The sequence below is a fragment of the Rhodococcus sp. NPDC003318 genome (genome assembly GCF_042879035.1).
GTDB lineage: Bacteria > Actinomycetota > Actinomycetes > Mycobacteriales > Mycobacteriaceae > Rhodococcus_G.
On the sequence record NZ_JBIAOU010000018.1, the window covers coordinates 1 to 25,510 of the forward strand.

At 66.5% G+C, this 25,510-nt stretch carries 19 protein-coding genes and 1 tRNA gene; 7 read left to right on the forward strand and 13 right to left on the reverse strand.

The window, feature by feature from the left end:
- The first annotated feature begins 148 nt into the window (after positions 1-148).
- A protein-coding gene (locus ACFYVR_RS21775) for an IS5 family transposase (protein WP_387477162.1) occupies positions 149-1,031 on the forward strand; the annotation gives its coding sequence in 2 pieces (ribosomal slippage) (positions 149-480 and positions 479-1,031; 885 coding nt in all).
- A 108-nt stretch (positions 1,032-1,139) separates the two neighbouring features.
- Here ACFYVR_RS21775 and ACFYVR_RS21780 read toward each other — a convergent pair.
- The 4 genes from ACFYVR_RS21780 to ACFYVR_RS21795 all read right to left on the reverse strand — a co-directional run bounded on the left by ACFYVR_RS21780 (position 1,140) and on the right by ACFYVR_RS21795 (position 3,164).
- The gene (locus tag ACFYVR_RS21780) at positions 1,140-1,553 is read right to left on the reverse strand and encodes a hypothetical protein (protein WP_387477032.1); all 414 of its coding nucleotides are present in this window, start codon (positions 1,551-1,553) and stop codon (positions 1,140-1,142) included.
- Between the two features lie 317 nt (positions 1,554-1,870).
- Positions 1,871-2,098: a hypothetical protein gene (locus tag ACFYVR_RS21785; RefSeq protein WP_387477034.1), complete on the reverse strand. Its 228-nt coding sequence runs from the start codon at positions 2,096-2,098 to the stop codon at positions 1,871-1,873.
- A gap of 280 nt (positions 2,099-2,378) precedes the next feature.
- On the reverse strand, positions 2,379-2,648 hold the full coding sequence (locus ACFYVR_RS21790) for a hypothetical protein (protein ID WP_387477036.1): 270 nt from the start codon (positions 2,646-2,648) through the stop codon (positions 2,379-2,381).
- A gap of 198 nt (positions 2,649-2,846) precedes the next feature.
- The gene (locus ACFYVR_RS21795; RefSeq protein WP_387477038.1) at positions 2,847-3,164 is read right to left on the reverse strand and encodes a helix-turn-helix domain-containing protein; all 318 of its coding nucleotides are present in this window, start codon (positions 3,162-3,164) and stop codon (positions 2,847-2,849) included.
- A gap of 598 nt (positions 3,165-3,762) precedes the next feature.
- Here ACFYVR_RS21795 and ACFYVR_RS21800 point away from each other — a divergent pair.
- Positions 3,763-6,579 (forward strand): hypothetical protein, encoded by a 2,817-nt coding sequence (locus tag ACFYVR_RS21800; protein ID WP_387477040.1) that lies wholly within the window; start codon positions 3,763-3,765, stop codon positions 6,577-6,579.
- 232 nt (positions 6,580-6,811) lie between these two features.
- Here ACFYVR_RS21800 and ACFYVR_RS21805 read toward each other — a convergent pair whose 3' ends face one another.
- The 3 genes from ACFYVR_RS21805 to ACFYVR_RS21815 all read right to left on the reverse strand — a co-directional run bounded on the left by ACFYVR_RS21805 (position 6,812) and on the right by ACFYVR_RS21815 (position 11,406).
- Positions 6,812-7,837 (reverse strand): hypothetical protein, encoded by a 1,026-nt coding sequence (locus tag ACFYVR_RS21805; protein ID WP_387477042.1) that lies wholly within the window; start codon positions 7,835-7,837, stop codon positions 6,812-6,814.
- Positions 7,838-8,230: 393 nt separating this feature from the next.
- Entirely contained in the window at positions 8,231-10,984 is a 2,754-nt protein-coding gene (locus ACFYVR_RS21810) for an ATP-binding protein (protein ID WP_387477043.1), read from the reverse strand.
- Positions 10,985-11,332: 348 nt separating this feature from the next.
- Positions 11,333-11,406: transfer RNA gene (locus ACFYVR_RS21815), tRNA-Gly, on the reverse strand.
- Positions 11,407-11,500: 94 nt separating this feature from the next.
- Here ACFYVR_RS21815 and dcd point away from each other — a divergent pair.
- The 3 genes from dcd (at position 11,501) to ACFYVR_RS21830 (ending at position 14,942) form a co-directional block, all read left to right on the forward strand.
- Positions 11,501-12,079 (forward strand): dCTP deaminase, encoded by a 579-nt coding sequence (gene dcd / locus ACFYVR_RS21820; RefSeq protein WP_387477045.1) that lies wholly within the window; start codon positions 11,501-11,503, stop codon positions 12,077-12,079.
- Positions 12,080-12,223: 144 nt separating this feature from the next.
- Complete coding sequence (locus tag ACFYVR_RS21825; RefSeq protein ID WP_387477047.1) at positions 12,224-13,603, forward strand: UDP-glucose dehydrogenase family protein; 1,380 nt, start codon at positions 12,224-12,226, stop codon at positions 13,601-13,603.
- A gap of 103 nt (positions 13,604-13,706) precedes the next feature.
- Positions 13,707-14,942 (forward strand): Hsp70 family protein, encoded by a 1,236-nt coding sequence (locus tag ACFYVR_RS21830; RefSeq protein ID WP_387477049.1) that lies wholly within the window; start codon positions 13,707-13,709, stop codon positions 14,940-14,942.
- A 13-nt stretch (positions 14,943-14,955) separates the two neighbouring features.
- On the opposite strand, the gene ACFYVR_RS21835 is transcribed toward ACFYVR_RS21830, so the two are convergent.
- Together ACFYVR_RS21835 and bluB are read right to left on the reverse strand one after the other, a co-directional pair.
- On the reverse strand, positions 14,956-16,251 hold the full coding sequence (locus ACFYVR_RS21835; protein ID WP_387477051.1) for a YibE/F family protein: 1,296 nt from the start codon (positions 16,249-16,251) through the stop codon (positions 14,956-14,958).
- Between the two features lie 312 nt (positions 16,252-16,563).
- On the reverse strand, positions 16,564-17,172 hold the full coding sequence (gene bluB / locus ACFYVR_RS21840) for a 5,6-dimethylbenzimidazole synthase (protein ID WP_387477164.1): 609 nt from the start codon (positions 17,170-17,172) through the stop codon (positions 16,564-16,566).
- Between the two features lie 246 nt (positions 17,173-17,418).
- On the opposite strand from bluB, the gene ACFYVR_RS21845 reads away from it, so the two are divergent.
- Together ACFYVR_RS21845 and ACFYVR_RS21850 are read left to right on the forward strand one after the other, a co-directional pair.
- A complete protein-coding gene (locus tag ACFYVR_RS21845) occupies positions 17,419-17,676 on the forward strand; it encodes a hypothetical protein (protein WP_387477053.1) in 258 nt (85 codons plus the stop codon).
- 58 nt (positions 17,677-17,734) lie between these two features.
- Complete coding sequence (locus tag ACFYVR_RS21850) at positions 17,735-18,832, forward strand: beta-mannosidase (RefSeq protein ID WP_387477055.1); 1,098 nt, start codon at positions 17,735-17,737, stop codon at positions 18,830-18,832.
- A 2-nt stretch (positions 18,833-18,834) separates the two neighbouring features.
- Here the strand turns inward: ACFYVR_RS21850 and ACFYVR_RS21855 are convergent, their stop codons facing one another.
- From ACFYVR_RS21855 to ACFYVR_RS21870, 4 genes are read right to left on the reverse strand one after another with little or no spacing between them, the layout of a single operon-like run.
- The gene (locus ACFYVR_RS21855; protein ID WP_387477057.1) at positions 18,835-20,490 is read right to left on the reverse strand and encodes an ArnT family glycosyltransferase; all 1,656 of its coding nucleotides are present in this window, start codon (positions 20,488-20,490) and stop codon (positions 18,835-18,837) included.
- The gene (locus ACFYVR_RS21860) at positions 20,487-21,983 is read right to left on the reverse strand and encodes a glycosyltransferase (protein ID WP_387477059.1); all 1,497 of its coding nucleotides are present in this window, start codon (positions 21,981-21,983) and stop codon (positions 20,487-20,489) included. The genes ACFYVR_RS21855 and ACFYVR_RS21860 overlap by 4 nt, the downstream gene beginning before the upstream one ends.
- The gene (locus tag ACFYVR_RS21865) at positions 21,980-23,458 is read right to left on the reverse strand and encodes a hypothetical protein (RefSeq protein ID WP_387477061.1); all 1,479 of its coding nucleotides are present in this window, start codon (positions 23,456-23,458) and stop codon (positions 21,980-21,982) included. The genes ACFYVR_RS21860 and ACFYVR_RS21865 overlap by 4 nt, the downstream gene beginning before the upstream one ends.
- A gap of 13 nt (positions 23,459-23,471) precedes the next feature.
- Positions 23,472-25,418, reverse strand: a complete 1,947-nt coding sequence (locus ACFYVR_RS21870; protein WP_387477063.1) for a hypothetical protein — start codon at positions 25,416-25,418, stop codon at positions 23,472-23,474.
- Between the last annotated feature and the right edge of the window lie 92 nt (positions 25,419-25,510).

Sequence of the window (25,510 nt, forward strand, 5' to 3'; positions counted from 1 at the left end):
ACGCAAACTCCAACGCGCACTGGCCTATTGGATCGGGACCTGCCCGACCTGCCACCACACCTTCCCCACCTAACAAAGTCCTACTAGGGCGTGTCTGACAAACATGTGAACCGTTGCGTGTGAGGCTGTTCGGGTGACGCGGTTTCAGGTGTTGTCGGATGAGCAGTGGGAGTCGATTTCGGATTTGTTGCCGGTACGGACGGGGCGGCGGGGGCGCCCGTTCTCCGATGCGCGGTCGATGGTCGAGGGCATCGTGTACCGGTATCGGTGTGGGATTGCCTGGCGGGACGTGCCGGAGGTGTTCGGTTCGTGGCAGACGATCTGGACCTGGCACCGCCGCCTCGCCGGTGACGGCACGTGGGACCGGGTCCTTCAACGTCTGCTCGCCGTCGCCGATGCAACCGGGATGATCGACTGGGCGGTGTCGGTGGATTCGACCATCGCGCGTGCTCATCAGCACGCCACGAACGTCACCCGCCACACAGGGGGATGGGTCGAATTACACGAATCCGCGGATCGAGCCGCCTGACCACGCGATCGGCCGCTCCCGCGGTGGGCTGTCGACGAAGATTCATCACTTCGTCGACGGCCACGGACTGCCACTGGTGGTGCTCGTCTCGCCCGGCCAGTCCGGCGATTGCCCGGCCTTCCCGCATCTGCTCGATCAACTGAGGGTTCCTCGCGTCGGAGGTGGACGGCCACGCACTCGTCCGGACCGGGTTCGTGGCGACAAGGCGTACTCCTCCCGCGCCAACCGAGAATTGCTGCGCCGGCGCGGTATCGGCGCGGTCATCTCCGAACCGTCCGATCAGGCCGGGCACCGTCGTCGCCGCGGCTCGCGCGGTGGCTGGCCACCAGCGTTCGACCCGGTCGACTACCGCGGCCGCAACGTCGTCGAACGCCGGTTCTGCCACCTCAAGCAGTGGCGCGGTCTGGCCACTCGCTACGACAAACTCGCCATCGTCTACCGGGCAGCGGTGGTCCTGCACGCCGTGATCGCCTGGACCCGCCGATTGTCAGACATGCCCTAGACGTCTGCGTCGCCACCAACACCTGGAAGAGGGCGGCACTGTCCTCCTGGTGACTCCAACGCCCGCACCCGAACCAGGGTGGGGGCGTTTCGTCATTTCTGGGCCCGGTCAGCAGAAGGCCGAGGAATAGCCGTAGTTGCTGTAATCCTCGGACTCGGCAACCTTGACACCGTTCACCCAAATCGAGCAGTAGACGTAGGGCGCGGCAGTGTTGCTGATGGACGAGCCGACGTAGCTGCCGTACTTCTCGTACTCGGTGTAGCTGAGGCTGCCGCAGTGCCGAGAGCCGCCCACGGCCTCGGGAAGTGAGACGTTGATCTGTTCACGACGGCCGTAGCTGTCGTAGTAGGACACCTCGTTGGTTGCTCCGGGGGTATCGGCACAGAACACGTACTTGACGTTGTCGTACTGATGGGTGGTGACGGCAGATGCGGTGCCGGTCATTGCGATCAGAGGAATTGCTGCGAATGCTGCGGCAGCGGCAAGCTTAGGCGTTGCGGCAGCGGCGATTTGAAGTCTCATGCGTAGAAGTAGACCAGATAAAACCTATGCAGGGTACCTGTCGGTCTTGTTTCAGCCTGGGAAGCCCCCCGCCGCTGTCATTCGGACGATCGACGGCACTTTCGGTGGATCGGGCACCTGATACCGTTTGTGCCAGCTCATCATTCGCGGATGCGAGAAGTGACCCCGAGGGCAATCCGCCGGACGGCGGGGCTTCGGGGCCGCGCGCTACCCCGATCAGCCAAAGATGCTGTCAGTCGAACGACGGACGCGACCGTGGCGCGTCATCCTGTCGCGCTGACGGTTGTGAGTGCGGGTGCTGTGTCGGCGGCGGGCCATCACCGCACGCTGGCCTCGCTGGTGCCGAGTGCTGCGGCGGCGGCGCGGTTCGACATCCCCGGACTCGATGAGTTCGAGGGCGCGACGAGCAGGCACAGTGGCGGGATGATCGCGACGGATGCGCCAGCCCACGCGGGAAGCGGGCCCGGGGGCAGGAGGTGCGCCGCGGCGCCCGCGACGATCGACACCGCGCTCGACGCGGCGAGCAGCGACCACGCGTGCGCCATCGACGGGCTGTATCCGGCTGGCCGGCCAGCTCGGCGAGCGCCGAGTACGAGAGGGCGAACGCGAGCGCAGCGATCAGGTAGGTGGCGGCGGCGAAGCGGGTCACTGCTGGTCTCCTTCGAGTTGAATGCGGGTCGCGAGCGCGCGGACGTCGTCCTCGAGCGCCCAGAGGTTGCGGGCGTAGGCGCGTGCCGCGTTTGGATGCGGGGTCGTTGGTGTGCAGCTCGGCGGTCAGGCGGGCCTGCGCCGCAACGAGGACCTGGTCGAGTTGCTCCGCGATGCTCATGCGGTCACCGTCGCTCGAGCGCTGTGGCACGGGCACTTCACCCCACGGCCGTCCATGTCCTCGTCGAGCCAGCCCTGATCGCAGCGGCCGCACAGCGCCGCGGCGGCGGGTGTCGGGGCGGGGAGGTCGAGCCATGCCTTGATCCACGCCGACGCGAACCGCGCCGGGTCGGCGGGCCTGTGCCGCCGGAGCGCTTCGTGGACCAGAGCGTCGACGCCGTGCAGCACGACCAGCGCGTCAGCCGTCTCTCGCTGATCGGCGGACATCCCGGCGAAGCGTGCTGTCAGTCCTGCTCGGCGCGAAGCGACTTCGAGTTCGGCGAGCCGCGAAGCGGTCTCGTGTCCGAACTCGGTGGACACCTCGCGCGCTGCTGCTGGGGGTTCTTGGGGGATCAATGACGGTTCGGGTGTCACCGACGCCAGGGTTGGCGGTCACAGGTGCCAGGGTTGCAGACCCGACCCCGGTCACCATGACCGGGTTCGTCTGGATGATGGGGTACCGGTTCGTCGCGGCCGGTCGAAGCGGACTCGCGGATCACGAGCCCGGACGTTTTCGAGTGCGCGGATCGCGCGGCGGGCGGTCGACTCGCTGCAGCGGGCCCGGCGGGCGACGGAGTCGATGGACGGCCAGCACAGGCCGCTGTCGTCGGCCCAGTCGGCGAGACAGAGGAGGACGAGGGTCTGGGTCGAATCTTGAACTGGCGCAGAGTCGATAACCCACGTCATGACACGTATGCTCACGGAAGTCTCCCGGAGCTTGGAGATCGAACGACCCGCCCTCATTCGCAGTGGGGGCGGGTCGACTTATTTCTGAAGGGTGAGCAGACGGTCGTCAACCACCTCGGCATGGTGGGGACCGCGATCGGCGCGCTGGGGATGGCGCTGCTCCGCGAGCTGAAAGTACCCGGAATCGCTTGGCTACAGTTGTGGCTACAGCCGCGTTCGCGGTGAGGGTGGTGGAGAAGGATTCCGGCAGTTCATAGCCGGTTTCTTGTGGAGGGGTGTTCACCTATTGCGGGTTGTGATGCGTTGGTGGCGTAGTGGCTGAGCTGACCAGCCGGTAATCACACCTCGAGGGGTCGTCAGATCACACCTTGCGAGCCAGACAGGTTCCTCAAGGACGAGGCGGCATCAACCCCGGACGATTCACGCCAAAGGTGAGTTGGACGGGCGTCAGTTCTTGAGACCCGGGGTGATCCCGTCCACGCGATAGCAGATCGTCGTGCGTTCGGATGACGCCGACCTAGTGCGAGGGGATCCCCGTCGGTTGCGCCGGGCATACTCCCCGATATCGGGGCGTGTTCGTGCTTCCCGTTTGAACTGGAGGCAGGAAATGTGGCAACGGAGTGGGCACGGTGCGCGGGTGTGGATCGTAGCCTCAGTGGTGCTAGCGCTCTACGCCGTCGCGCTTGCATCGATGAAGGCTCTTGGACTGGTCGTCCTCGTCGCGGGAATCAGCTATCTCCTGTACCGGCTAGTCAGGCACATCCCGAAGGAGCGCTACTTCGCCAGTGAAGAGTTCCCGGCCCACACGGCCAAGATCTCTTCGGTGGTTGCTGAGCATAACGATATCGCGCGCGACGCCGCGGAGTTCACTGCTATCACTGACTCTCGATCTGAACCGGCGCGCCGAGAACACCGGGATCGTACAGGGGGGAGTGTGACGGGCTACGCGATCGAATGGGACGGTACGACCGTCACTCTTCCGCCAGCCGGCGACCTCAATCCGGATGGTGTTTCGTGGGCGTGGATCACAGACGACGATGGCGAGGGCATTTACGACCGTCGTTTGGTGGACTTCGCGGATGCCGCCTTCGCTGCGAGCGGCAAACGTGTGGGAAGTATTTCCGTCCCGTTTGTGTTGATACCGCGGCCAGACAACCCATACGACAGCGACGCTGTGTCCATCGCACTCCCGAAGTCGATGGGCGGAGACGAAGAAGACCGATGTCTCGGCTACCTGTACCGAAACACTATCGAATACTGGGGCATAGCCAGCGGCCGCCGCAAGGATCTCGTTGCCCGACTCGCAGCGCTCTCAGCGGGCGGGGAGGTGCACTTCACCGCCACCATGTCGCGCGATACTGACCCCGCCGACATAGAACGCTATCGGTGCTCCGATGACGAGGAAGGCTGGGACATCGACTATCGGCTCCCGGAGTTCCGCCTCGATCTTCCGGGTGCCCGGATCATGGGCGCGGCGATCCGCGCGTTCCTCTCCGAGCACGAAACGAACGAATCCGCCACGCTCGCAGCTCAAGGCCGAGACCGCGCGATACGGGCGCAGCTGGCCAAGCCGCTCACACCTAAGGCTCGCTGGCTCCAGGACTTGCGCACTGAACTCGTCGAGCGTCTGGCCGGCGAGGTGGTCACTCATTCGAACAGCAACCGTCATGGCGCCCTCGAAGTACTCAGACAGAGGAACTTCGCGACGAAGGTCGTCGACGAGAACGGTGGCTGTATTGGCGTGGTTCTGACAAGACCGGACCTCGTCGTGGTCGGAAACGAATTCGACCGGCCCGCAGTGATTGAGGCGCTCGATCGGGAAGGATTCGATCCTCCGTTTGACCCGACGCCCGGATGGTTGAACGCGTCGCTGCACCGCGATTCGGACGGGTGGATTCACGTCGTGTGGATCGGCAGGATCGCGGGAATGAACGTCGAACCGATACTCGCCAGCTTCGACGTTCATGACAAAGAACTGCACCTCTTTGCGGTGGAACTAGAGACGCCGATCCAAGGACTCCTTCGCCGCGCCGGTCATGTTTCAGAAAAGGTGGTACTCCGCCCTCATCCTCGCGATCCCGGTCAGTTCTTCGGCCAGGACCTGATCGCGCGACTGGAGTCTCCGCAGGCCGCCAGGATGTTGCGGCCCGAGGCGCGGGCACTAATTCCCGCGGAATGGGCGGAGCACATCGAGTCAGGTTGGCGCGCGAAACAAGATATCCAGTCACGCAATACGCAGATCAGTCAGACGATACTGTTCGCCAGGCCAGTGGATCAGTTCCCTCCTGATGACCCACAATTGCCACCCGGCCTCTTCGATCAGCGACCGGCCGACGACCCTAATCCGGACGCCCCACCCTGTCGACTGTGCGGCGAAGCCCTGAACCCCTACGCGGAACCTTTGCCCTACTGCCTCGACTGCGTCGGCGACGCATCCACTGGCCTTTTCGCTGATCGCGGGTTCGACGAACCTTGGGCTCCGGCCGTCCTGTGGTCGCTGAAGCAGCTTGCAGCGCTCGAGTTCGGCGGTGCTCCGGCGCGGGATCAACTCCGCGCGATGCCGACGGACGGACCCCATGCCGACCTGTTGATGCTCTGTCGAATGCTGACGGCGAGACACGGTAAGGCCGTCCCGGGTGGGCAGCGAAAGGTGTACTCCTGGGCGGATTGGCTCGGCCAAGCGGGGCTCCTCGCGGGCGGTGTGCGCACAAGCCGAGGTGTCACCGTGATGGCTAAGGACGGCCACATCTGCCGTTCCCTGCTGGAACGTCAGATTGACGACTTCTTCTTTGACCATGGAGTGCCGCACCAACCCGAACCGCACTACCCGTTCGACCCCGAGATCAATCCCAACGGCTATCGTGCCGACTGGAAACTTGCCGACGGCACTTTCGTTGAGGCCCTGGGCTTCACCACCAACACTGCGTACATGGACAAGGCGCAGCGCAAGATTGCCCTGGCCGCCAAGCATCAGATCCCTATCGTCACGGTGACCGTTTCCGACTTGCCGAACCTGCCCACGATATTCGCTAAATGGCTTCCGCAGAAAGATGATCAGCCACGAGGCGCAGCCCTTCCTCCCCGTCCAGCCATCACCATCCGGAGGACGAAACCAACCCCCGGCGCGAAAGCCAATGGACAGAACCCCACCAATACGAAGCTCCGCGCTGATCGGTTGGAACGTTGCCGCAGAGCCGTCGAGCTTCAGTCCGGCGGCGCGACAAGAAGTCAGATATCCGAGCATCTCGGCATTAACCCTGATGGTGTTGCGTCGCTACTCAGGGATGGGAAGTTCTTCGCCAATCCCACGTCTGATTCAGATCGGCTCATGTTGGCGCAGAGCGCGGCGAGCGCCCGCAAACGCCGTCTGACCCGCGCCGAGTTCCAAGATGAGGAACAGTTGTCGACCGCCAAAGCGAAGGAGTGTTGGAGAGACGCTGACGTGCTCTTCGGTACATCAGTAACGGATTGATCCGCCTGTGAGTGTTGGCGGTGGCCGGCGACGACCAACACTCACAGGCGATTCAGCGGGTATCCCGCCGTTGGAGCTTGCGCGGTTCATGGGCCACGCCAAAGTCACCACCACGCTCAGCGTCTACGCGCACCTGTTCGAGGACGACCACGCTGACGCGATGACCGCGCTCGGGGCGATGGGCCAGCCGCTCACCCGCCCACCGCCCCGGCCCGACAAAACGTGGTGTCGATCAGGCGGGACCGGTTGGGGTAGAGGTGGCAGGCGGCTCAGGTGCGGGGCTTGGCCTCCTCAGATACTTCCCAACCGCAGGTAAGGCGTCCCAGTTGGATTCTCCGATAATCGCGGAGCACTCGGGATCAACGGTGATCATCCGCCAGCCCGCCGTTCCGAAAGCGCATCGTTCCAGGTGCGCTCCTGCACGGTTCCGGCGCATGGAGCCAGGAATTGGTTCACTGACGCCGTCGACTATTCCCCAATCTGGTTCAACCATTACTTCGTTGAGCCAAAGTCGATATTCGGCCCATTTGCCCAAGTATTCGTCAACGTCATCTCTTACAGCGGTTTTGACCTGGTCCCAGAACCAGCCGTAAAATGCCCTTGCTCGGGTGGAGTACTTCTCAAGAAGTGGGAGGAATTCGACGTCCTTGCTGTGTGTCCTGAGGAACCGTTTGGCTGGACCGCCCCAGCCGGAGAATTTTTCGAGCTCGGCGCGCTTCAGCTGCACCGTGTTCGTCCATCGAGGCGGCTCGGGTGGCCGGTGGCTTAGCGTCGTACCGATCGCCATGACCGGCACTGTGTGATGAAGTGTGCAGTTGCGAAGGTCGAATAGAAACTTGATGTCGTCGTCGCCAAACATCTCTTTGACCTTGGGTTCGTAAACGCTTAATTCCCAGGTCGTCCGCTTGTCATCTTTGCTGCTTCGGTCTGATTCGGGAATTCTTTCCGACCAGATCTTCCGATGCGTAGTGCGCTGACTATCTCTAAGTGTGGCGACGGAGGCGATGTAGTTGTGAAATAGGCGCACCGTCTCGTGGCCGAACTCGTCGGTTAGGTCGTTCACGTGCCGGTGCCTGCCGACGAATTGTGAGATGTGGTTGGAGAGTTCGGCACCATTCGTCCCGAATAGCCTAGAGGTGCGGTTTAAGGCCTCGAAGCGCTCATGATGATACTTGCCGGGCAGTAGGTCGAGCGCCTCCAGTCTCCGCTCGCGCTCGACGGCCCACTCTGCTTGCCACGCCCGCTCATGTTCGCTCAAGTTTGCGACGCCTCCTGTGTCCGAACTGCCTGCGTGACACGTTAGACATCCAGTCCGACAGCCCACCTGCCTCTCGGTGGCCGGAGGTACCACGAAGGTACAGAGATCCCGAGAATTGCGAAAGCCCCGACCAGAAAACGATCTGGCCGGGGCTTTTGCTTGAGAGTGAGGTGGAGAGAGAAGAGAGAGAGGTGTTCACCTATGCCGTCCAGTTAAGCGGGCCAAGCTTGCTGATTAGCTCAACCGGTCGGTAATCACACTCTTGCGTGTATGGAAATCACACCTTCTGTTGGTGGACTCCAGCCTCGAACTGTGACCCCCTCATTCGGGGCGAAGTACGCGCGGAGGAGTTGGCGCTGCCCGTGGAAGGGCCGTCCCGGGTGGCATCTGCGATCACTCCTGAATGTCGTTGCTCGGACCGAGCTCCCTGTGGAGTTCCTCTACTGACGCGAGCCGCTGCTCGAGCGTCGGCCCGAACGAGCCCCATTGCGAGCGGGTATCGATTAGCGCCTGCTCGACTTGTTGCAGCCCGAGCCTTAGATGGGGGAGCGCTAGCCTTCGTGTGCTCTCGGCGTCGAGCAGTCGATCGATGTGTGGGAGCGCTTCGCCTTCCCGATTCATATGAAGAAGGGTGATTGCGGAAAATGAGGTGACCGTGACGGCATTGTGGATGCTGCTCGAAGCGGCGGTGAGTCGGGGGATCATCGCGAATGCCTCCGGGTACTTGCCGCGCGTGATCAACTTCTCCAGTTCCGTGAGAACGCGGCCGCTGCTGTCGTCGCGGCTTGACGTTTGGTTCACAGCTCGCGCTAAGCCAACTGCGACTGCGGCAAGTCGGTTGTCCGTTCCGCCGTTGTAGTGTGCGAGAAGACCTGCAGCCGGTGAGGTGTTGCGGACAACATTGTCGAAGCCATCGTCCTCCCTGGCTGCCACCTTCTGGACTTCGAGAAGCAGTCGTTCGGCGAGTGCGACGATCGTGTCGTGATTGACGTGGCTTTCGCAGGCGTCGATCGTTGCCTGGGTCAGGGTGAGTATCAGCCTGACCCTGACGAGATCGGGTACAGGGTCGACTGGGGTGCCGTCGACGGCTTGTTGCGCGAGTTCCGCGCCCCCTTCGTGATTACCGCGTCCCGCGAGGGTAGTAGCCATCTCCGAGCGTAGAAACAACTGCGCATATCCGAGAATTCGCGAGATGTCGGTGTCTGCAGGTGGCCGGCGGCGGGGCAGTTCGTCGGCAAACCGCAGGATCATGTCCGCGTGAGCGTGCAATTGCTCCAGTGGGAAGTAGTCGCCGCGGCCACGGAACTCCAGAGTCCAGCCGTACAGCAGGGTAATCAAAACAACAAGTCGTTCGTCAACCACGCCTTCCGGGGCACTTCGGCTGTAGATGGTTCGAAGGATCTCGTGGACCAATGGATGAACTGTGATGGTGTCACTGGCCGGGTTCGTTGCTCCGTGGCCATCGACGTAGCGATGCCGTCGGGCCAGCGACTTGGACCGAATGTTGGCGATTACTGTGTTGCGTCGCTCGCGATCTACGTCCGCAGGCTTCGGTGGTCGGTACAGATCAACGGTTGTTGTCTCCTCGACGGTCTGCATCAGGAGGTTGACTGGGATGCGCTCGGGCGCAAGGAAAGATGCGTGGTACAGGAGGGCCATTGACTCGCGTCCCTCGGCTCCCTTGCCGATCTGCTCAACTGCGAAGCGAACAGCCGCAAACGCGGTTCGTGAGTAGCCTTCGGGTATCGCCATCGAGTCGTCAAGCGCAGCGAGACTGTCGAAGTAGTCCGACGCCAACTCGGCGAGATCGTCACCGCAGTTCCGAAAGTGAACGCCAGCCATGCTCACTGCGAGCGCGATGTTGCCAAGCCTGTGGACAATGTCGAGCACCACGTCGTCGGTAGCCCCAGGGCCGATCCCTGCATGAGCCTGGAAGCAGGCCACGGCTTCGTCGTCGGTGAGGGGACCGATGTCGAGGCGGTGGCTCGTGGCCCACCATCCGGTGCTGTTTGTGGTTGTGACGATGACCAGTCCGCATCCGCTTGTGGGGAGATACGGTTCAACGTCGAGGCGGCGCTCGGCTCCGTCGAAGACCAGGACGAACGGGCCGGCAATCTTTCCGAGGGCGGTACGAAACGCCGACGGTACGACATCGTTGTCGATTTCGGCATCCGGCGTCATCCGTGTAACGACATCCTTCGCTTGGGCGTGGATGAGGCCCGGGTCTCGGCAGTCGATCCAGCAGACATTCTCGTAGAAGTGCCGATGAAGCTGGCAGAAGTCCGCAGCAACTGTGCTTTTGCCGAAGCCGGTTTCACCCTCCAACACCACAACTCCGGGCCTTCGGGTCGCGGTCGCTTCGTCGAATACCTGCGAGATTGATTGAAGTACATCAAGTCTCGGAACCATGGAGGCAATCTGGGGCACTTCAAGCATCGGGGTTCCCCAGTCGAAGTGCCTCAGTGCGTGAGCGACGGATCGATCGGGCAGACAGAGCAAAGAGAGCACCTCAGTGGCCGCGATTCGGCTGGCGTGCAGGTCTGCTGCGGAATCGAAGATCTCGATGAGCAATGCCGCGGCGAGGAGTCCAGCTGACTTTGCTCCTTGACCAAGAAGTTGGTCACGGCGTACGTCTCGCACGGCCTGAACCAGCGCAGCGCGCAGTTCGGCCGGGGTCCGTGAATCGACAACGATTGATTCTGTCGCGGGGTGCGCACTGGATCCATTCTCGGGAAGGACGTATTCGGTGCGGGAGTCGGGTCGGGTGGGGTGACGGACACACACGTCGGTAAGCGAGGCCGTCAGAAGTCGGTTCGTTGCGATTACCAGTCGGCTCCCAGTTTCGACATCGCCGGCGAGTCGCGAGAAGATCCTTCGTGCGTCAGGGAGCCCAATCGCTCTCGCGGTCGACGGGGCGAAGGAGCCCTTGACCTGGATCCGTTCGGTGACGACTCCGTCGACCTCGATTGCGAAGTCGATAACGTCGTCGTCCTTCCCCTCCGCGTTGGGGTGTGCGGGCTCGACGAGTAGCGCAACGTTTGGGGCTTCCGTCGGATGCTCATGAAGGAAACGGAGAAGCCATTCCGCCGTCGTCATGTACTGGTAATTGAACCCGAATGCTGCGTTCGTTCCGCCACCCATCGACACGAGGTGACCTTAGCGCTGAACCCATCGGAAATGCCTGCCACCGATCGACTCGCCGCCAAATCACACTGAAGGGTGACTTCTGATCACCCCTCGTGGAGGTTCTTGGTCACACCGACCCGGAGGCGACGGTCTGGGCGTTTTCCTTCTGGTGGACTTGCTCGGCCAGAGGTGTCGGAAGCGGAGGAGTCGACCGAGTTTGTGTGGGAATTGCGCCGCGATCTGGACCGAGAATCTGCCGAGTTTGTTTATTCAGGCGCAGTGTGACGGAAATCGGGATCCGGTTTCGGTGTTGGTTCCAATAGATGAACACAACGGGCCTCAATGGGTGAACACCCTAGAGATGGAGAGTGGAGCCGATGACGGGAATCGAACCCGCGTATTCAGCTTGGGAAGCTGATGTTCTACCATTGAACTACATCGGCATGCAGGGGTTATACCGCCGTGTTCACGGTGCAACTCCCTGCGATCGGCTACTCTAGCAGACGTTCCGATGGGCGTGCGTCTACCCTGTGGGTCGTGCTTCTTTCCGACCGCGACATCCGTTCCGCTATTGCCAGCAGCCGCCTCGGCATCGATCCGTACGACGATGCGATGGTGCAGCCGTCCAGTGTGGACGTCCGCTTGGATCGGTTGTTCCGGGTGTTCAACAACACGCGGTACACGCACATCGATCCGGCGCAGCAGCAGGACGAGTTGACGAGCCTGGTGGAGCCGGCGGACGGGGAGCCGTTCGTGCTGCATCCGGGGGAGTTCGTGTTGGGGTCGACGTTGGAGTTCTGCTCGCTGCCCGACGACCTCGCGGGCCGTCTGGAGGGCAAGTCGAGCCTCGGGCGTCTGGGGTTGCTGACGCATTCGACGGCGGGGTTCATCGACCCGGGGTTCAACGGGCACATCACGCTCGAGTTGTCGAATGTCGCGAATCTGCCGATCACGCTGTGGCCGGGGATGAAGATCGGGCAGCTGTGCCTGTTCCGGCTGACGAGTCCGGCGGAGAACCCGTACGGCAGCGCCGCGGTCGGCTCCAAGTATCAGGGGCAGCGTGGGCCGACGCCGTCGAAGGCGTACCTGAACTTCGTGAAGGCGCCGACGCCGTAGCGCGCTGTCGGCCGTTCGTCCGGTATGGCGGAAGGCCTTTCGCAGCACACTGCTGTCGCGGCGGCACCGGATGTACACCTGCCGTTGTCCGAGCGCACGCGAGCGGGACCGGTCGCGCTCACCTGCGCCGCGTATCACGGTGTCATGCGCTGCACCGTGTTCGGGACCGGCTACCTCGGCGCCACGCATGCCGCGTGCATGGCGGAGTTGGGGCACGACGTGCTCGGGGTGGACATCGACCCCGGCAAGGTCGCCAAACTGTCCGGGGGAGAGGTCCCGTTCTACGAACCCGGACTCGGTGAGGTGCTGCGCCGCAACCTCGACGCGGGCCGGCTGCGGTTCACGACGTCGTATCCGGAGGCGGCGGCCTTCGCGGACGTGCACTTCCTGGGGGTGGGCACTCCGCAGAAGAAGGGGGAGTACGCGGCGGATCTGCGGCACGTGCACGCGGTCCTCGACACCCTGGCGCCGCTGTTGGACCGGCCGTCGGTGATCGTCGGCAAGTCCACCGTCCCGGTCGGCACGGCCGCCGAGCTGCGTTGCCGGGCAGTCGAACTCGCGCCCGCCGGGGAGGGCGTCGAGGTGGCGTGGAATCCGGAGTTCCTGCGCGAGGGTCATGCGGTCGAGGACACGCTGCGGCCCGACCGGCTCGTCGTCGGGGTCGACGCGACCAGTCCCGGGCGGGCCGAGGCGCTGCTGCGCGAGCTCTACGCCGACCTGATCGCGGCGGGGGTGCCGTTCCTGCTCACCGACCTGCCGACCGCCGAACTCGTCAAGGTCTCGGCGAATGCCTTTCTGGCGACGAAGATCTCGTTCATCAACGCCATCTCCGAGGTGTGCGAGGCGACCGGTGCCGACGTCAGCGCGCTCGCCGACGCGCTCGGCCACGACGCCCGGATCGGCCGCCGCTTCCTGGGCGCCGGCCTCGGGTTCGGCGGCGGCTGCCTCCCCAAGGACATCCGCGCCTTCATGGCCCGCGCCGGCGAGCTCGGGGCCGACCAGGCGCTGACGTTCCTGCGGGAGGTCGACAGCATCAACATGCGGCGGCGCACCAAGATGGTCGAACTCGCCACCCGCGCCGTCGGCGGCTCACTGCTCGGCGCCAACATCGCCGTCCTCGGTGCGGCGTTCAAACCCGACTCCGACGACGTGCGCGATTCGCCGGCGCTCAACGTCGCCGGGATGCTGCAGTTGCACGGCGCCGCGGTCAGCGTCTACGACCCGAAGGCGCTGGACAACTCCCGGCGACTGTTCCCCACCCTGACCTACGCGACATCGGCGGCCGAGGCGTGTCGCGCCGCCGACGCCGTGCTGCTCGCCACCGAGTGGGACGAGTTCCGCCGCCTCGTGCCCGCTGACCTCGACGAGGTGGTGCGGTCGCGGGTGATCGTCGACGGCAGACGCTGCCTGGACGGCGCGCAGTGGAATGCCGCGGGATGGCGCTACTTCGCGCTCGGGAGCAGCCCCCGAGACAACTCGCGGGAAACCCGAAGTGGACGGTCGACCAGTAGGGTCGATGCCTGATCTGTCCGAGTGCGGAACTCGCGCAAGGATTTCGATTCGATAAACTTGCCGGGTTCGCGTGCGCGCCGTCGGGGGCGCACACCGGTCAGACAAGGACGACTCGATGAGTGCGGTACTGGGAGTGTCGGTGGGGACGAGTGCTGTCCGCATGACCACCCCGAAGGTGTGCCAGGCGGTCGAAGTCGGCTCCGGTCGCGGTGCGGAACTCGCCGCCCAGTCGATCGGTGTCCTCCTCGAGCACGAGGACATCGGCGCCACCGGTGTCGCGTTCGGTGACGACCTGCAGGCCGATGCTATGCACCAGGCGATGGCGCTGCAGCGGCTGCACAACTATCAGCTCGTGCCCGAGGCCGCGGCGGTCGTGGCGCTGCTCGAGAGCGTCGGCCAGCTCGGACCGGACGATCACACCCTCGTCCTCTACGACCTCGGCAGTTCGGGGGTGACCGTCAGCGTCGTCGACCGGTACTCCCGCACCGCGGTCGCCGTCCGGCGCAGCGACGTGGCCGGCGGCGACCTGTTCGACGGCCTGATCGCCGAGCAGCAGTGGCACGACCGCGGCATCGACCCGCCCGCCGACGACTGGGCGGCAGCCGACTTCGCGTCCCGGTGCCGGACCGCGAAGGAACAGCTCTCCACCAGTGGTGCGGCCGCCGTCTCCGGGGACGGCGGCCTGATCCTGCTCAACCGGGAACGTTTCGAGTCGCTCGTGCGGGTGCCGATCGAGGGGTCGGCGCGCCTGGCCCGCGAGGTCGTCGCCGAGTCCGGGCGCAGCCCCGACCTGCTCGTGCTCCTCGGTGGCGGCGCGCGCATCCCCCTCGTCCAGTCGCTGGTGCCGCACTGGTTGGCGCTGCCCACCGTGGTGCCGCCGGAACCGGAGATGGTGGCGGCGCAGGGCGCGGCACTGCTGGCGACGCCCGTGGAGGCACCGGCCGAACCGGAACCGGTCAGGACGACCGCCCGGTCGCGTGGCGCGCACCGCCCCCCGCGGGGTCCGTCGCGCCGCCAGCTCGGGATCGCCGGTGCTGCCGCCGCGGGCCTGGTCGTCATCGCCGGCATCGGGTTCGCCCTCGACCGCGGCGACGACACCAGCAGCCAGGGTGAGCAGCACGTCGTCGACGTCACCGAGGCACCGGCGCCGCCCAGCACCACGACTCCGGCGCCGACCACCACGACCCCGGCTCCCGCGCCGGTCGCCCCGGTGGACGAGTCCGAGCCGGAACCGATCTACGAGGAGTCGGTGGCGCCCGCGGCGCCCGCACCCCGCTATCTGAACCTGCCCGCCCCGATCCAGATCGAGGTCCCGCCGAACATTCAGCTGCCGCCGGGCATGACCCGCTGACCGAGCCGGCCGGTCAGCGTCGGGCGTGGCGTCCGCCTCCGCTGCGGGGCGGCCGGATCGGCGACGGTGCTCCACCGGGGGAAGCGCCCGCACGCGGGGGCCGGGCCAGGGCGACGGCGATGGCCGTCGTCAGCGGCACCGACAGCGCGAGGGCGATACCGCCGACCGCGGAGCGGAGGATCTCGATCGCGACGGCGTCACCGGTCAGTACGTCCGTGATCGAGCGCCCCGCGACCGAGAACAGCAACAGCAGCGGCAGCGCGCCGCCGGCGTAGGCGAGTACGAGCGTGTAGACGGTGCTCGCGATGTGGTCGCGGCCGACGCGCATCGCGGCGGAGAAGACGGACCGGCGGGACGCGCCGGGATCGAGTTGCGCCAACTCGAACGCCGACGACGCCTGCGTGATGGTGACGTCGTTGAGCACGCCGAGCGACCCGATGATGAACCCGGCGAGGAGCAGGCCGGTGATCGACACGTTCCCGATGTACGTCTGCACGTTCGTGTTCTGTTCCTCCGACAACCCCGTCAGATTGGTCAACTCGATTGCCGCCCAGGACAACACCGCCGCCAGCAGCATCGACGCGAGGGTTCCGAGGAGCGCCGAACTGGTCCTTAGGCTCACCCCGTGCGCGAGGTACAGCACGGCATAGAGGATCAGCGCGCCGCCGACCAGCGCGACGGGAACCGCCGGCTGGCCGTCCAGCAGGGCGGGCAGCATGAACCCGACGAGGACGGCGAACGCGACCAGCAGACCCAGCAGCGCACGCAGGCCCCGCCAGCGGGCCACGACGACGATCACGATCACGAAGACGAGCACGATCGCGAGCAGCGACCAACCCCGCGCGTAGTCCTCGAACGAGTACACGGTGGCGCCGCTGGCGTCGGTCTGCCGCACCAGGCGGATGTGATCGCCGGCGGCGAGGTCGGGTTGCCCGGGGCCGGGACCGATCTCGAGCAGCGTCCGGGTGCCCTCGTTCGGCCCCGACTCGATGTCGACCACACTGCGCTGACACTCGTACGAATTGTTCGGTGGGGGAACGGGATCCCCGGTGAACGATCGCCCTACGGAGGGGCTGCCGCACGGTCCGAAGTCGGAACTGGCGACGGTTCCCGCCTCGGTGACGACCGCGCCGCCGCCGGAGGTCTGGAACGGCAGCGGGATCTCGATGCTGTGCCTGCTGGGCCACAGGGCGATCAGCCCGATCACCACCACGACGCCGATCGCGGTGAGCAACCCGACGACCACGCGGGCCGCGACCGGACCGACGGGAATCGGCCCGGTGTGACCGTGACCGTGGCCGTGACTCATCGCTCCTGACTCCGCATGGCGTCAGGGTACCGAGCGGTCCGGACGGGAACGGACGCGCACAACGAGGCGCGAGTGCGCGGTGCGGGAAATGAGAAGGCCCCCCAGCTGGGTGGCGGGGTACAGGGGGGTGTCTCCCCGCCACCGACCCGATTGCACACAGGGGGGGAGGTGCAATCGAGCGCGCTGGACACCATTGGTGTCGTCACCGAATCTACCGTGTTCCGCCCGATATGTCTCACGGAGATGACATATATGTGTTGAGAACTCAATCACTATCGGGCGGCGGCCAGACGGTGCTGTTGTTCGTGCTGGTCAGAAGGATTCCCGATGGACCGCGGCGGACAGGGGGCGCCCTTCCCGCCACCCGAACCGCACCAGATCCGGGGTCTCCTGGAACTGCGACACCGGCCCGACGCACAGCCACGCGATCGGGCGGACCGGAGCCGGGACCCGCACCAGCTCGGTCAGGAACTGCTCGTCGTAGAACGACACCCAGCCCACGCCGACACCCTCCGCGACCGAGGCCAGCCAGATGTTCTCGATCGCGAGCACCGCGGAGAAGACGCCCGTGTCGTCGATCGTGTGCCTGCCGAGGATGTTGGTGCCGCCCCGGCTCGCGTCGTAGGTGACGACGATCCCGGTGCCCGACTCGCGGATGCCCTCGATCTTGATCGGGTCGAACGTCGCGCGTCGTTCCGGGGGCAGGGAGTCGGCGAAATTGCGGCGGCAGTCCGCGACATGATCGGCGAACGTGCCCAGAGTGGTCGCGTCCTGCACGACGACGAAGTCCCAGGGTTGGGTGTTGCCGACGCTCGGCGCGTTGTGCCCCGCCTGCAGGATCCGCGTCAGCTGCTCCTCGCCGATGCGTTCCCCGGTGAACTCGGCACGCACATCGCGTCGCATCCGGATCGCGTCGTACACCGACAGTGTCGGGCAGCCGTCGGAAACGGGCTGAACTGGGCCGTTGTTCGTATCGTTGAGCACCGACACACGGTAACCGATGGGTCCCGCAGTCGATTTCGATCTGCCTGACCGGCGTCGCGGCGGTAGCGTCGGGCGCATGGTGTCCGGAGCGTTCGCGCGACGCGACTCGTCCGCCCGCGCCGCGTGGGAGGCGATCGGCGAACCCGAGCCCAGTGCCTGTTCGGTCGGCCTGGTCCGGGCCCTGTGCGACCTCGACGTCCGGTACTGCCCACCCGACGCGGACCTCGTGCTCCGCAACTTCCTCGACCGCTGGCGGGCGCCGGCGGCGCACGGCTGTGGGCATACCTGCCCGACCCCCGGCACGACCTGTGCACGTACGACGTCGGGCCGGGCGACCTGCTGTTCGGCGTGCTCGCGAAATACAACACCGTCGGAAACGTCCCCGACCCCGAGCCCGCGCCGGACACCGGTGGCGGCTCGTCGGGATCGGCGGGAAGTTGACGGGCGAGGGGGATAGCCTGCCTGTGTGGTCGGGACAGGGTTCACACGGTGGATCGGGATGTGCATCACGCTCGTCCTTGCGGCGGTGGCGGTGATGACGGGCAGCGGTGCGGCGAACGCGGCTCCGCCCGCGCCCGCGCGGGTAGGGACCGACGGCACCGGACTGACCCTGGACGGTCAGCCGTGGTGGCCGCTCGGGTTGAATGCCTACCAACTGGCCACGAACTGGTCGATCAACCGCGGATGCGGCGCCCAGGTCGACCTCGACGCCTACTTCTCGTCGCTGCCGCGCACGACGATCACCCGGTTCAACGCCTTCTCCGCGCTCGCCACCGACAAGTACACCGGCGCGGTGGATTTCGCCCCCATCGACGCGGTGTTCGCCGCCGCGGAAAGGCATGGGCAGCTGGTCATTCCCGTACTCGCCGCCCAGGACGGCGCCTGCGAGAACGACGTCTTCAAGCAGCGTGACTGGTACTCGACCGGTTGGCAGCAGACGGCGACCGGCATGACGATGTCGTTCGCGGACTGGGTGGACACCGCAGTCGAGCGGTGGCGGGGCTCGCCGGCCCTCGCCGCGTGGGAACTCGTCGGGGAACCCGAGACCAGTGTCTGCCCTGGCGGCAACTGCGACTTCGCCAACCGGGTGTGCCCGTCCGACGCCGCCGCGGTGCTCCGCACCTTCATGGACCAGGCCGGGGACCGCGTTCGGGCCCTGGACCCCGATCGGCTGATCACCGCCGGACTGACCGGCGGCGGCCAGTGCGGCACGCAGGGCGACGAGTACCAGCACGTCGGCGCGTCCCCGAACGTCGACGTGCTGCAGTACCACGACTACTACGCCGACGGCATCCCGCTACCCGGCGATCAGTGGAACGGATTGGCGCGCAGGATCGAACAGGCCGAGGCGGTGGACAAGCCGCTGCTGGTGGCCGAGATCGGGCAGTCCGCGGGCGGCTGCCTGTCCTACGCTCAGCGGGCCGCCGACATCGAGACCAAGATCGTCGGGCAGCATGCGGCGGGTACCGCGGGCGCCCTGCTGTGGTCGTTCGTTCCGGACCCGCGGCCCACCGAGTGCACCTTCGACATCGGTCCCGGCGACCCGCTGTTCGACCTGCTGGCCGACTTCCCGCCCGGACCGTCGACCGCGCCCTGACTTCACTCCGACGAGGTGGCCGACTCGAGCACCCGGTACAGTCGCCAGTCCGGCTGGTCCGCACCGTCGTTCGGGATCTCCGCCTCCAGCATCGCGATCTGCGCCCCGTTGTCGTAGATCGTCGGATAGCGCCGGTTGACTGCATCGGAGGTACCGCGACCGGAGTTCGGCACGGTGAGGATGTACTGCACGCCGTGCGCCGCCGGATCGCCCAGGATGGTGACGTAGTCGCGATCCGACGGCAGCACGAACCGTTCCGGGTACTTCGACGCCGCCACGATCGGGAACCCGTACAGGGTGTCCATCAGGATCGACCCCTCGGGCAGATCCATCGAGTCCAGGTGATCGGCGATGGCACGTTCGGTGGAGTACGTCGCCAGGATCCGCAGCTGCCGGTCCTGGTCCGTCCCCGTCTGTGGATCGAACGGGAGCAGCGCGCCGATCGCGTACTGCTGCACCGACAGGCTGCGGCTCTCCATCCCGATCGCGGTGATCGGCAGACCGACGGCCACCAGCAGCGTGGCGCCGACGGCGACGGCCCGCAGTGCGGGCCCACGCGTCTGCCGCGGTGTGGCGAACACTCCGGGCCGGCGCGCGGAGATCTGCCCCCGCGCCGGGCTCACCTGTAGGGCGTAGATGCACAGCAGTGGGATCACGCAGATGTAGAAGCGCAGGAAGGGGAAGGTCGAGCCCATCACGTAGGTGGCGATCTGGAACGCCAGCACCGAACCGAACATCAGCGTCGCCGCTACCACCTCGAGATCGCGGCGACTGCGCGCGAGGACGATCACCGCGGGCACAAGCAGCGGCAGCGCGGGGGCGAGCACCAGCAGCTCCGCCAACGAGTACGCCAGCGCCGACGACCCGTAATCGGCTGCACCACCGGACTGTTCGAGGATCTGCGTGTTGCCGTAGACCGAGCTGAACTGGGCGAAGGCCTCCCCGGTCAGCAGCCAGCTCGTCGCCGCCCACGCGAAGAAGGCCAGCGCCCCCGGCGCGGCCAGGATCACGGCGTCCAACAGTGCGGTCTGCCACCGATGCTCGGTGGTTCGCCGCCACGTCACCCACGCGACGAACAGCGCACCGACGCCGATCGGCGCGGCCGCGTCGTAGCGGGCGAGATACGCCAGACCCAGCGCGACACCCGCGGCGATGAGGTCGTGCACGTCGTCGGTGCTGGTCCAGCGGATCAATCTCCGTGCCGCCCAGCACATCAGGAACACGAACGGAGCCTCGCTCATGCCGGTGGCGCCGTAGAAGACGATCATCGGATTCACCGTGAACAGCACGGTGATCGCGACCTGCTGCCAGCGCGGCACTCCGCGGTCCGCGCCGATCGCCCAGATCTGCACCGCCGCACCGGCCATGAACACCGACGACATGATCACCCCGGCCACGCCGAACCGGGTCAGGGCGGGAAACCACGAGCTGAGCGCGGCCAGCGGAATCTCCACCATCGCCGTCATCGGTGTGAAGATGAACCCGATGCTCGCCAGGTGGGGATCGCGGCTCAACAGCACTCCCTGCGCCGACTGGACGCGGCTCAGTGCGTCGCCGAGCGCGAAACCCTCGTGCACGGCCAGCAGGTACCCGACCACCAGGTAGACGAGCAGGCTCGCCGAGTACACCAGGACCGTCGGCCGCCACAGCACCCTCATGACGCGCCCCCGCCCTGCGGACCGGTGGGAGCGGAGACCTCGGACGACGCGCCGCTGTCGAGGCCGTGGAAGGTCTTCTCCCAGTAGGACGGACGGAACAGCAGCTGCCACACACCCTTGATCGCGGCGATGCTCATCAGAACCCAGTACACCGGCACCAACAGGCAGGAGAGCATCAGCCGCGGCACACCGGTCTCGCGGGCACCGATCAGTCCCATGTAGATCGTCGCGGTGTTGCCGAACACCAGACACACCAGCGCGGGATAGTAGATCGCCGGGGGGAACACGTCGCCGATCAGCACGGGCTGCCCCAGAATCCAGGCGATGGTGATGAACCAGAACAGCGTGTTCAGACACGCGATCAGCGGCGTCCCCGCCAGCAGGAGACTGAACCGGACGAACGCCCACGGGCCGATCTGGCGCCACAGTCGCACCGGATGCCGGGTGTGGACCAGCCACGTCTGCAGGTACCCCTTGTACCAGCGCGAGCGTTGCCGCATCCAGTTGATCGGGTCGCTGTTCGCCTCCTCCAGCGTCGTCGACTCCAGCACGGCCGTGGTGTAGCCGCGGGCGGCGATCCGCACACCGAGATCGGAATCCTCGGTGACGTTGAACGGATCCCACGCACCGATGTCGTCGAGGACCGCGCGACGCAGGTGATTCGACGTGCCGCCCAACGGGATCGGGGCATCGAGCCGCATCAGCCCGGGCAACAGGTAGCTGAACCAGACGCCGTACTCCACCGTGAACCAGCCGGTGAGCAGATTCTGCAGGCCGTTGCGGTACGCGAGTTTGGCCTGCACGCACGCCACCCGGTCGTCGAGCTTCGCGAACGTCGCTGCGACACGCCGCAATTGGAGCGGCTCGGGCAGGTCCTCGGCATCGTAGATCGTGATGATCTCGCCGGTGGAGAAGTGCAGCCCGTAGTTGCACGCCTTCGGCTTCGTCCGCGGTTGCGACGCCGGAACCTTCAGGATCGTGACGAAGTCGCCGACCCCGGCCGCCGTGGCCGCGTCGATCGTGATGTCGTCGTCCTCCTCCAGCAGCAGGAGGATCTGCAGCTTCTCCCGGGGGTAGTCGAGGGCGGTCAGCGACGAGATCAGCTGACCGATCACCTCCGGCTCGTGATACGCCGGCACCAGCACCGTGTACGGCGGCAGGTCGGCGTCCGGGATCGCCAGCGCCTCCTCGTCGCCGACCCGGAGGATGGCGTCGGCGGCCAACCCCTTCCGGAAGACGACGAGGCGGTCGGCGAGCGTGAGCACGTACGCGATCGTGCAGACACCGGTCACCACCGTCAGCGTCACGAGCGGGGCGAACACGACACAGGCCAGCGCGATCGCCACCAGCAGGATCAGCAGATTCCGCTGCCACGGCACGAAGGCGACGGACGCCGACGCGTCCGGGTCGCGTTCCCGCAGACCGTGGATCGCGTCGTGCAGGGCGTACTCACGGAACTCCGTCGTCGACCGATCCGTCTCCGGCGTCGTCACGCTGCCACCTCCCACTGGCGGGCGACCACGTCACGACCGAGGGTGGTCAGCAGGTTCTCGTCCTTGTACTCCGGGTTCTCGTCCACCACCACCGCATTGCCCCTCATCAGGACGTTGACCGACTGCGACACCACCGACACCGCCTCGGGGTCGAGAGTCGGGAAGGTCGCGTCGGGCTCGTGGTTGTCGACGGTGATCAGATTGACCACCTGGACGGTGCCGTCGCCGCGCGTCCACTCGAAGTTGAGTTTCGTCCAGGTCAGGAACAGCTCCTGATCGACGATCGTGTACAGCTGCCCGACGACGCCGTGCCCGAGGTCGACGGCGACCATCGGGGACCGCCTGCCGTTGAGCGTGGAGTACAGGGTCTCGTTCGGGTAGATGTACAGCGACTGCGGCTGGTGGGTGAGCAGTGTGTCGACGACGACGGTGCGCCGGCGGCCCTTGGTGTCCCAGTCGGGATTCACCTCGTCCGCGGTCCAGGTCTGCCGCGCGAGTGTCGAATCCGCACCGAAGAAGCGGTCCGCCCAGTCGTACTCGCGCAGGTCGGTCTGCGTCCACCCGGCCGGGACCGCGAGCCCGATCGAGTCCGTCGGCGGCGGGCCCTCGGCGATCACGATGGTCAATTCGCTCGGCAGCGAACTGACCGCCAGCCCCGCCGTCGTGGCGAGGATGAACAGCACCGCCTTCCACGGCCTGGTCACGGGGGAGGGGCGGACCGGTCGCAGGTGTCCGTTGACGTCGCGGCGCTGCGACACGGCGAGCGTGGTGAGGGCGACGACCGCTCCCGCGGTGACCGGAGCCGCGCGGGCGGCGTAGGTGTTGTCCAGGGCCGGGAACCCGGTCAACACCTGCAGCGCCAGCAGGACGAGACCCAGCGCGAGGGTGGCGACGAACCCGATCAGCGCGCGCCGGGTCGTGCGGGCGATCGCGATCCCCACCGCGATCGCGACGAGCACCGTGGAGACGAGGGCCACCGCCACCCAGTCGCCTCCGAGGGAGATGACCAAGGTGCGGTAGCCGAGCGGCGACACCACGGCCAGCAGCAGCCAGACGGGCCAGTACCGGCCGACCGCCCGCAGCCCGAACAGCAGAACGCACGCCCCGAACACGAAGAGCAGCAACGCCGCCAGATCGGTGCGGAGCAGGAAGAAGGTGTCCCGATAGCGGGGGACGAGCAGCCGATAGGTGGCCACGGACAGCGCCATCGCGATGACGCCGACGATCGCATCCACCTCACGGTCGTGGATCGGCAGCTCGTCGTGTTGCCGGCGGGTGATCCCGATCGCCATCGCGAACACCACCAGCGGGACCAACAACATGTAGCCGAACAGGCCGCCGGGCAGCGTGTCCAGCCGGGTGCGCGTCAGTGAGGTCCAGAACGCGACCGCCGTGCACACCGTGATCAGCACCCACCGTGCGAACATCGGCGGCAGCACCGGCCGCGTCTCCGGGACGTCCTCCGTCGTCGTCATCGAGCCCTCCGGCTCACGGCCTGCTTCGGCGCCTGCTGCCGAGCCACAGCGCCACCGCGGTGATCACACCCACCACCAGCAGCACCCCACCGGCGATCAACACGCCCCGCACCACACTCGACGATTCCGACGTGGTCTCCACCGGCTGCGTCGCCGTCACCGACACCGGATCGCGGTCACCGGTCTGGAACAGGGCGTCGCCACCGAGCGTGGACCACCGCGACCGGTCCGCGTCGAGCCAGCCCAGGATCCGGTCCACGGCGGCCGCATCGTCGTTCGACGTCGCGACGATCAGCATCCGGTCCCGGTCGGCGTCCCACGCGGCCTGCAGGGATCCGAACCGCAGGCCCGGCACGTCCACCGTCTGCGGTGCGGCGTCCCCGGTCAGGTCCACCAGCTGCACGGTGTCACCGGACACCGTCAACGGCAGCGGAACCGAGTCGGGCAGACCGCCGTCCGCGGCGACCAGGATCGCCGGCGTGTCCGACGACACCGCGGTGTCGAAGTCGACCAGCGTGGGCCGGAACGGAGTCACCGTCAGACCCTGCAGTCCCGTGACGATCTGCATCGCCCGACGTGCATCGGCGAACGTGCCGTCCTTCAACCCGACCTGCGCGACCGGCATCAGGGCCTGCGGCACCGACTGGAACCCGCTCGGATGCGGCGGCAGCTCCTCGCTGCTCGTCACCGCGCCCGCCGGGTCGAGGGTCAACGTCACCGCCTGCGTCGAACCGCACGTCATCGCGCCCGACACCTGCAGCGTCACCGCGACCTCCGTGTACCGCGACAGCAGGTCCGTCGGGATCTCGATCCACCGGTCGATGCGGCCGTCGGCCTCCACCGGCCAGCTGTCGAGGGTGGTGTCCCCGACCGTCACAACCACCTGGCCGTTCTGCGTGCTCGGCAGCGGCGTGTAGCTCCCGATCAGGTGGATGCCCACCGGACCCGACGTGTGCCCGAGGCGGGTCTGGTCGATGCCGAACTTCACCTGCACCCGGCCCGTCGACGTCGCGGTGAGCCGGCTGACGCCCAGGTCGCTGAGGGTGTTGATCTTCGGCGCCAGCGACGGTGCCGCGGCGAGGGAACCGGCGGTCGCCTCGGTCGCCACCGTGATCGCGGCGAGGTCGCTCGTCAGCAGCCGGGTCTGGTTGAGCAGCGCGTCACCCTTGCCGGCGAGAGTGAGCACCGGAACCCCGGCGGGCGAGGTCTGCAGAGTCGTGGACGCGACGTCGGACTCGGTGACCACGACCTGCCGCTCCAACTGAGCGGCGGGATCGGTCGGCAGCGACTGCCCCGGAGCAAGCGACCGCAACTCCACCGCGGGATCCTGGTTCGCGTAGCGGGCGGTGAGCGCCGCGCCGAACTCGAGAGCGGCCGCGGTCTCGTCCGTCGTCGGCTCCGGCGGCACGTACACCGACAGTCGCGTCATCACCGGCGGAAGGAAGTCCGCGAGGACAGTGGGCTGCACCTCGTCGCCCGTGTAGTCGATGTTGGCGTTCACGATAGACATCGACCCGTCCGACCAGTCCTCGGCGCACCACTGGTCGTCCACCGGCACGAGGAACGAGCGGAGCACGATCTGCGCGGTGTTCTGCACGACCCGAGCCCCGGTCAGCGGCAGCGAGATCGGAACCGTCGGCACCCCGGACGGCACCTCGACCCGACCGAGGATCCGTCCCCCCGACAGCACGTCGATCCACCCGCGGCCCACGCCGGCCGGGGCCTGCAGCGTGCCGGTCAACGCGGCGGGGGACATCGCCTCCGGCACCGGCACCTGGAGGGTCACCTCGTCGGAGCGTCCCGAAAAGGTCAGCGTCGAACCGAGACCCACCGTCGGCAGCGACAGCGTCGCGTCCTGCCGCGGTGGCGCAGGAAACGCCGACGCCGGTGCGGCGGCGGTCACGAGCAACAGCGCGGCAACACCGGCGACGAGCGAGTGGGAGAGCAGTCTGCCAGTCATGCGCGGGCGCTCCGTATGACGTAGGGGACGATTGGTTGCTCACCCTACGGAGTTGAGTGCACGTGTGCGGGCGACGCGCCCGGGACCACGCC

Excerpts from the sequence above, each read along its gene's own strand:
- ACFYVR_RS21780 (WP_387477032.1), bottom strand. The coding sequence starts at position 1,553 with ATGAGACTTCAAATCGCCGCTGCCGCAACGCCTAAGCTTGCCGCTGCC.
- ACFYVR_RS21785 (WP_387477034.1), bottom strand. The coding sequence starts at position 2,098 with ATGGCGCACGCGTGGTCGCTGCTCGCCGCGTCGAGCGCGGTGTCGATC.
- ACFYVR_RS21790 (WP_387477036.1), bottom strand. The coding sequence starts at position 2,648 with ATGTCCGCCGATCAGCGAGAGACGGCTGACGCGCTGGTCGTGCTGCAC.
- ACFYVR_RS21795 (WP_387477038.1), bottom strand. The coding sequence starts at position 3,164 with ATGAGGGCGGGTCGTTCGATCTCCAAGCTCCGGGAGACTTCCGTGAGC.
- ACFYVR_RS21825 (WP_387477047.1), top strand. The coding sequence starts at position 12,224 with ATGCGCTGCACCGTGTTCGGGACCGGCTACCTCGGCGCCACGCATGCC.
- ACFYVR_RS21830 (WP_387477049.1), top strand. The coding sequence starts at position 13,707 with ATGAGTGCGGTACTGGGAGTGTCGGTGGGGACGAGTGCTGTCCGCATG.
- ACFYVR_RS21835 (WP_387477051.1), bottom strand. The coding sequence starts at position 16,251 with ATGAGTCACGGCCACGGTCACGGTCACACCGGGCCGATTCCCGTCGGT.
- ACFYVR_RS21850 (WP_387477055.1), top strand. The coding sequence starts at position 17,735 with ATGTGCATCACGCTCGTCCTTGCGGCGGTGGCGGTGATGACGGGCAGC.
- ACFYVR_RS21855 (WP_387477057.1), bottom strand. The coding sequence starts at position 20,490 with ATGAGGGTGCTGTGGCGGCCGACGGTCCTGGTGTACTCGGCGAGCCTG.
- ACFYVR_RS21865 (WP_387477061.1), bottom strand. The coding sequence starts at position 23,458 with ATGACGACGACGGAGGACGTCCCGGAGACGCGGCCGGTGCTGCCGCCG.
- ACFYVR_RS21870 (WP_387477063.1), bottom strand. The coding sequence starts at position 25,418 with ATGACTGGCAGACTGCTCTCCCACTCGCTCGTCGCCGGTGTTGCCGCG.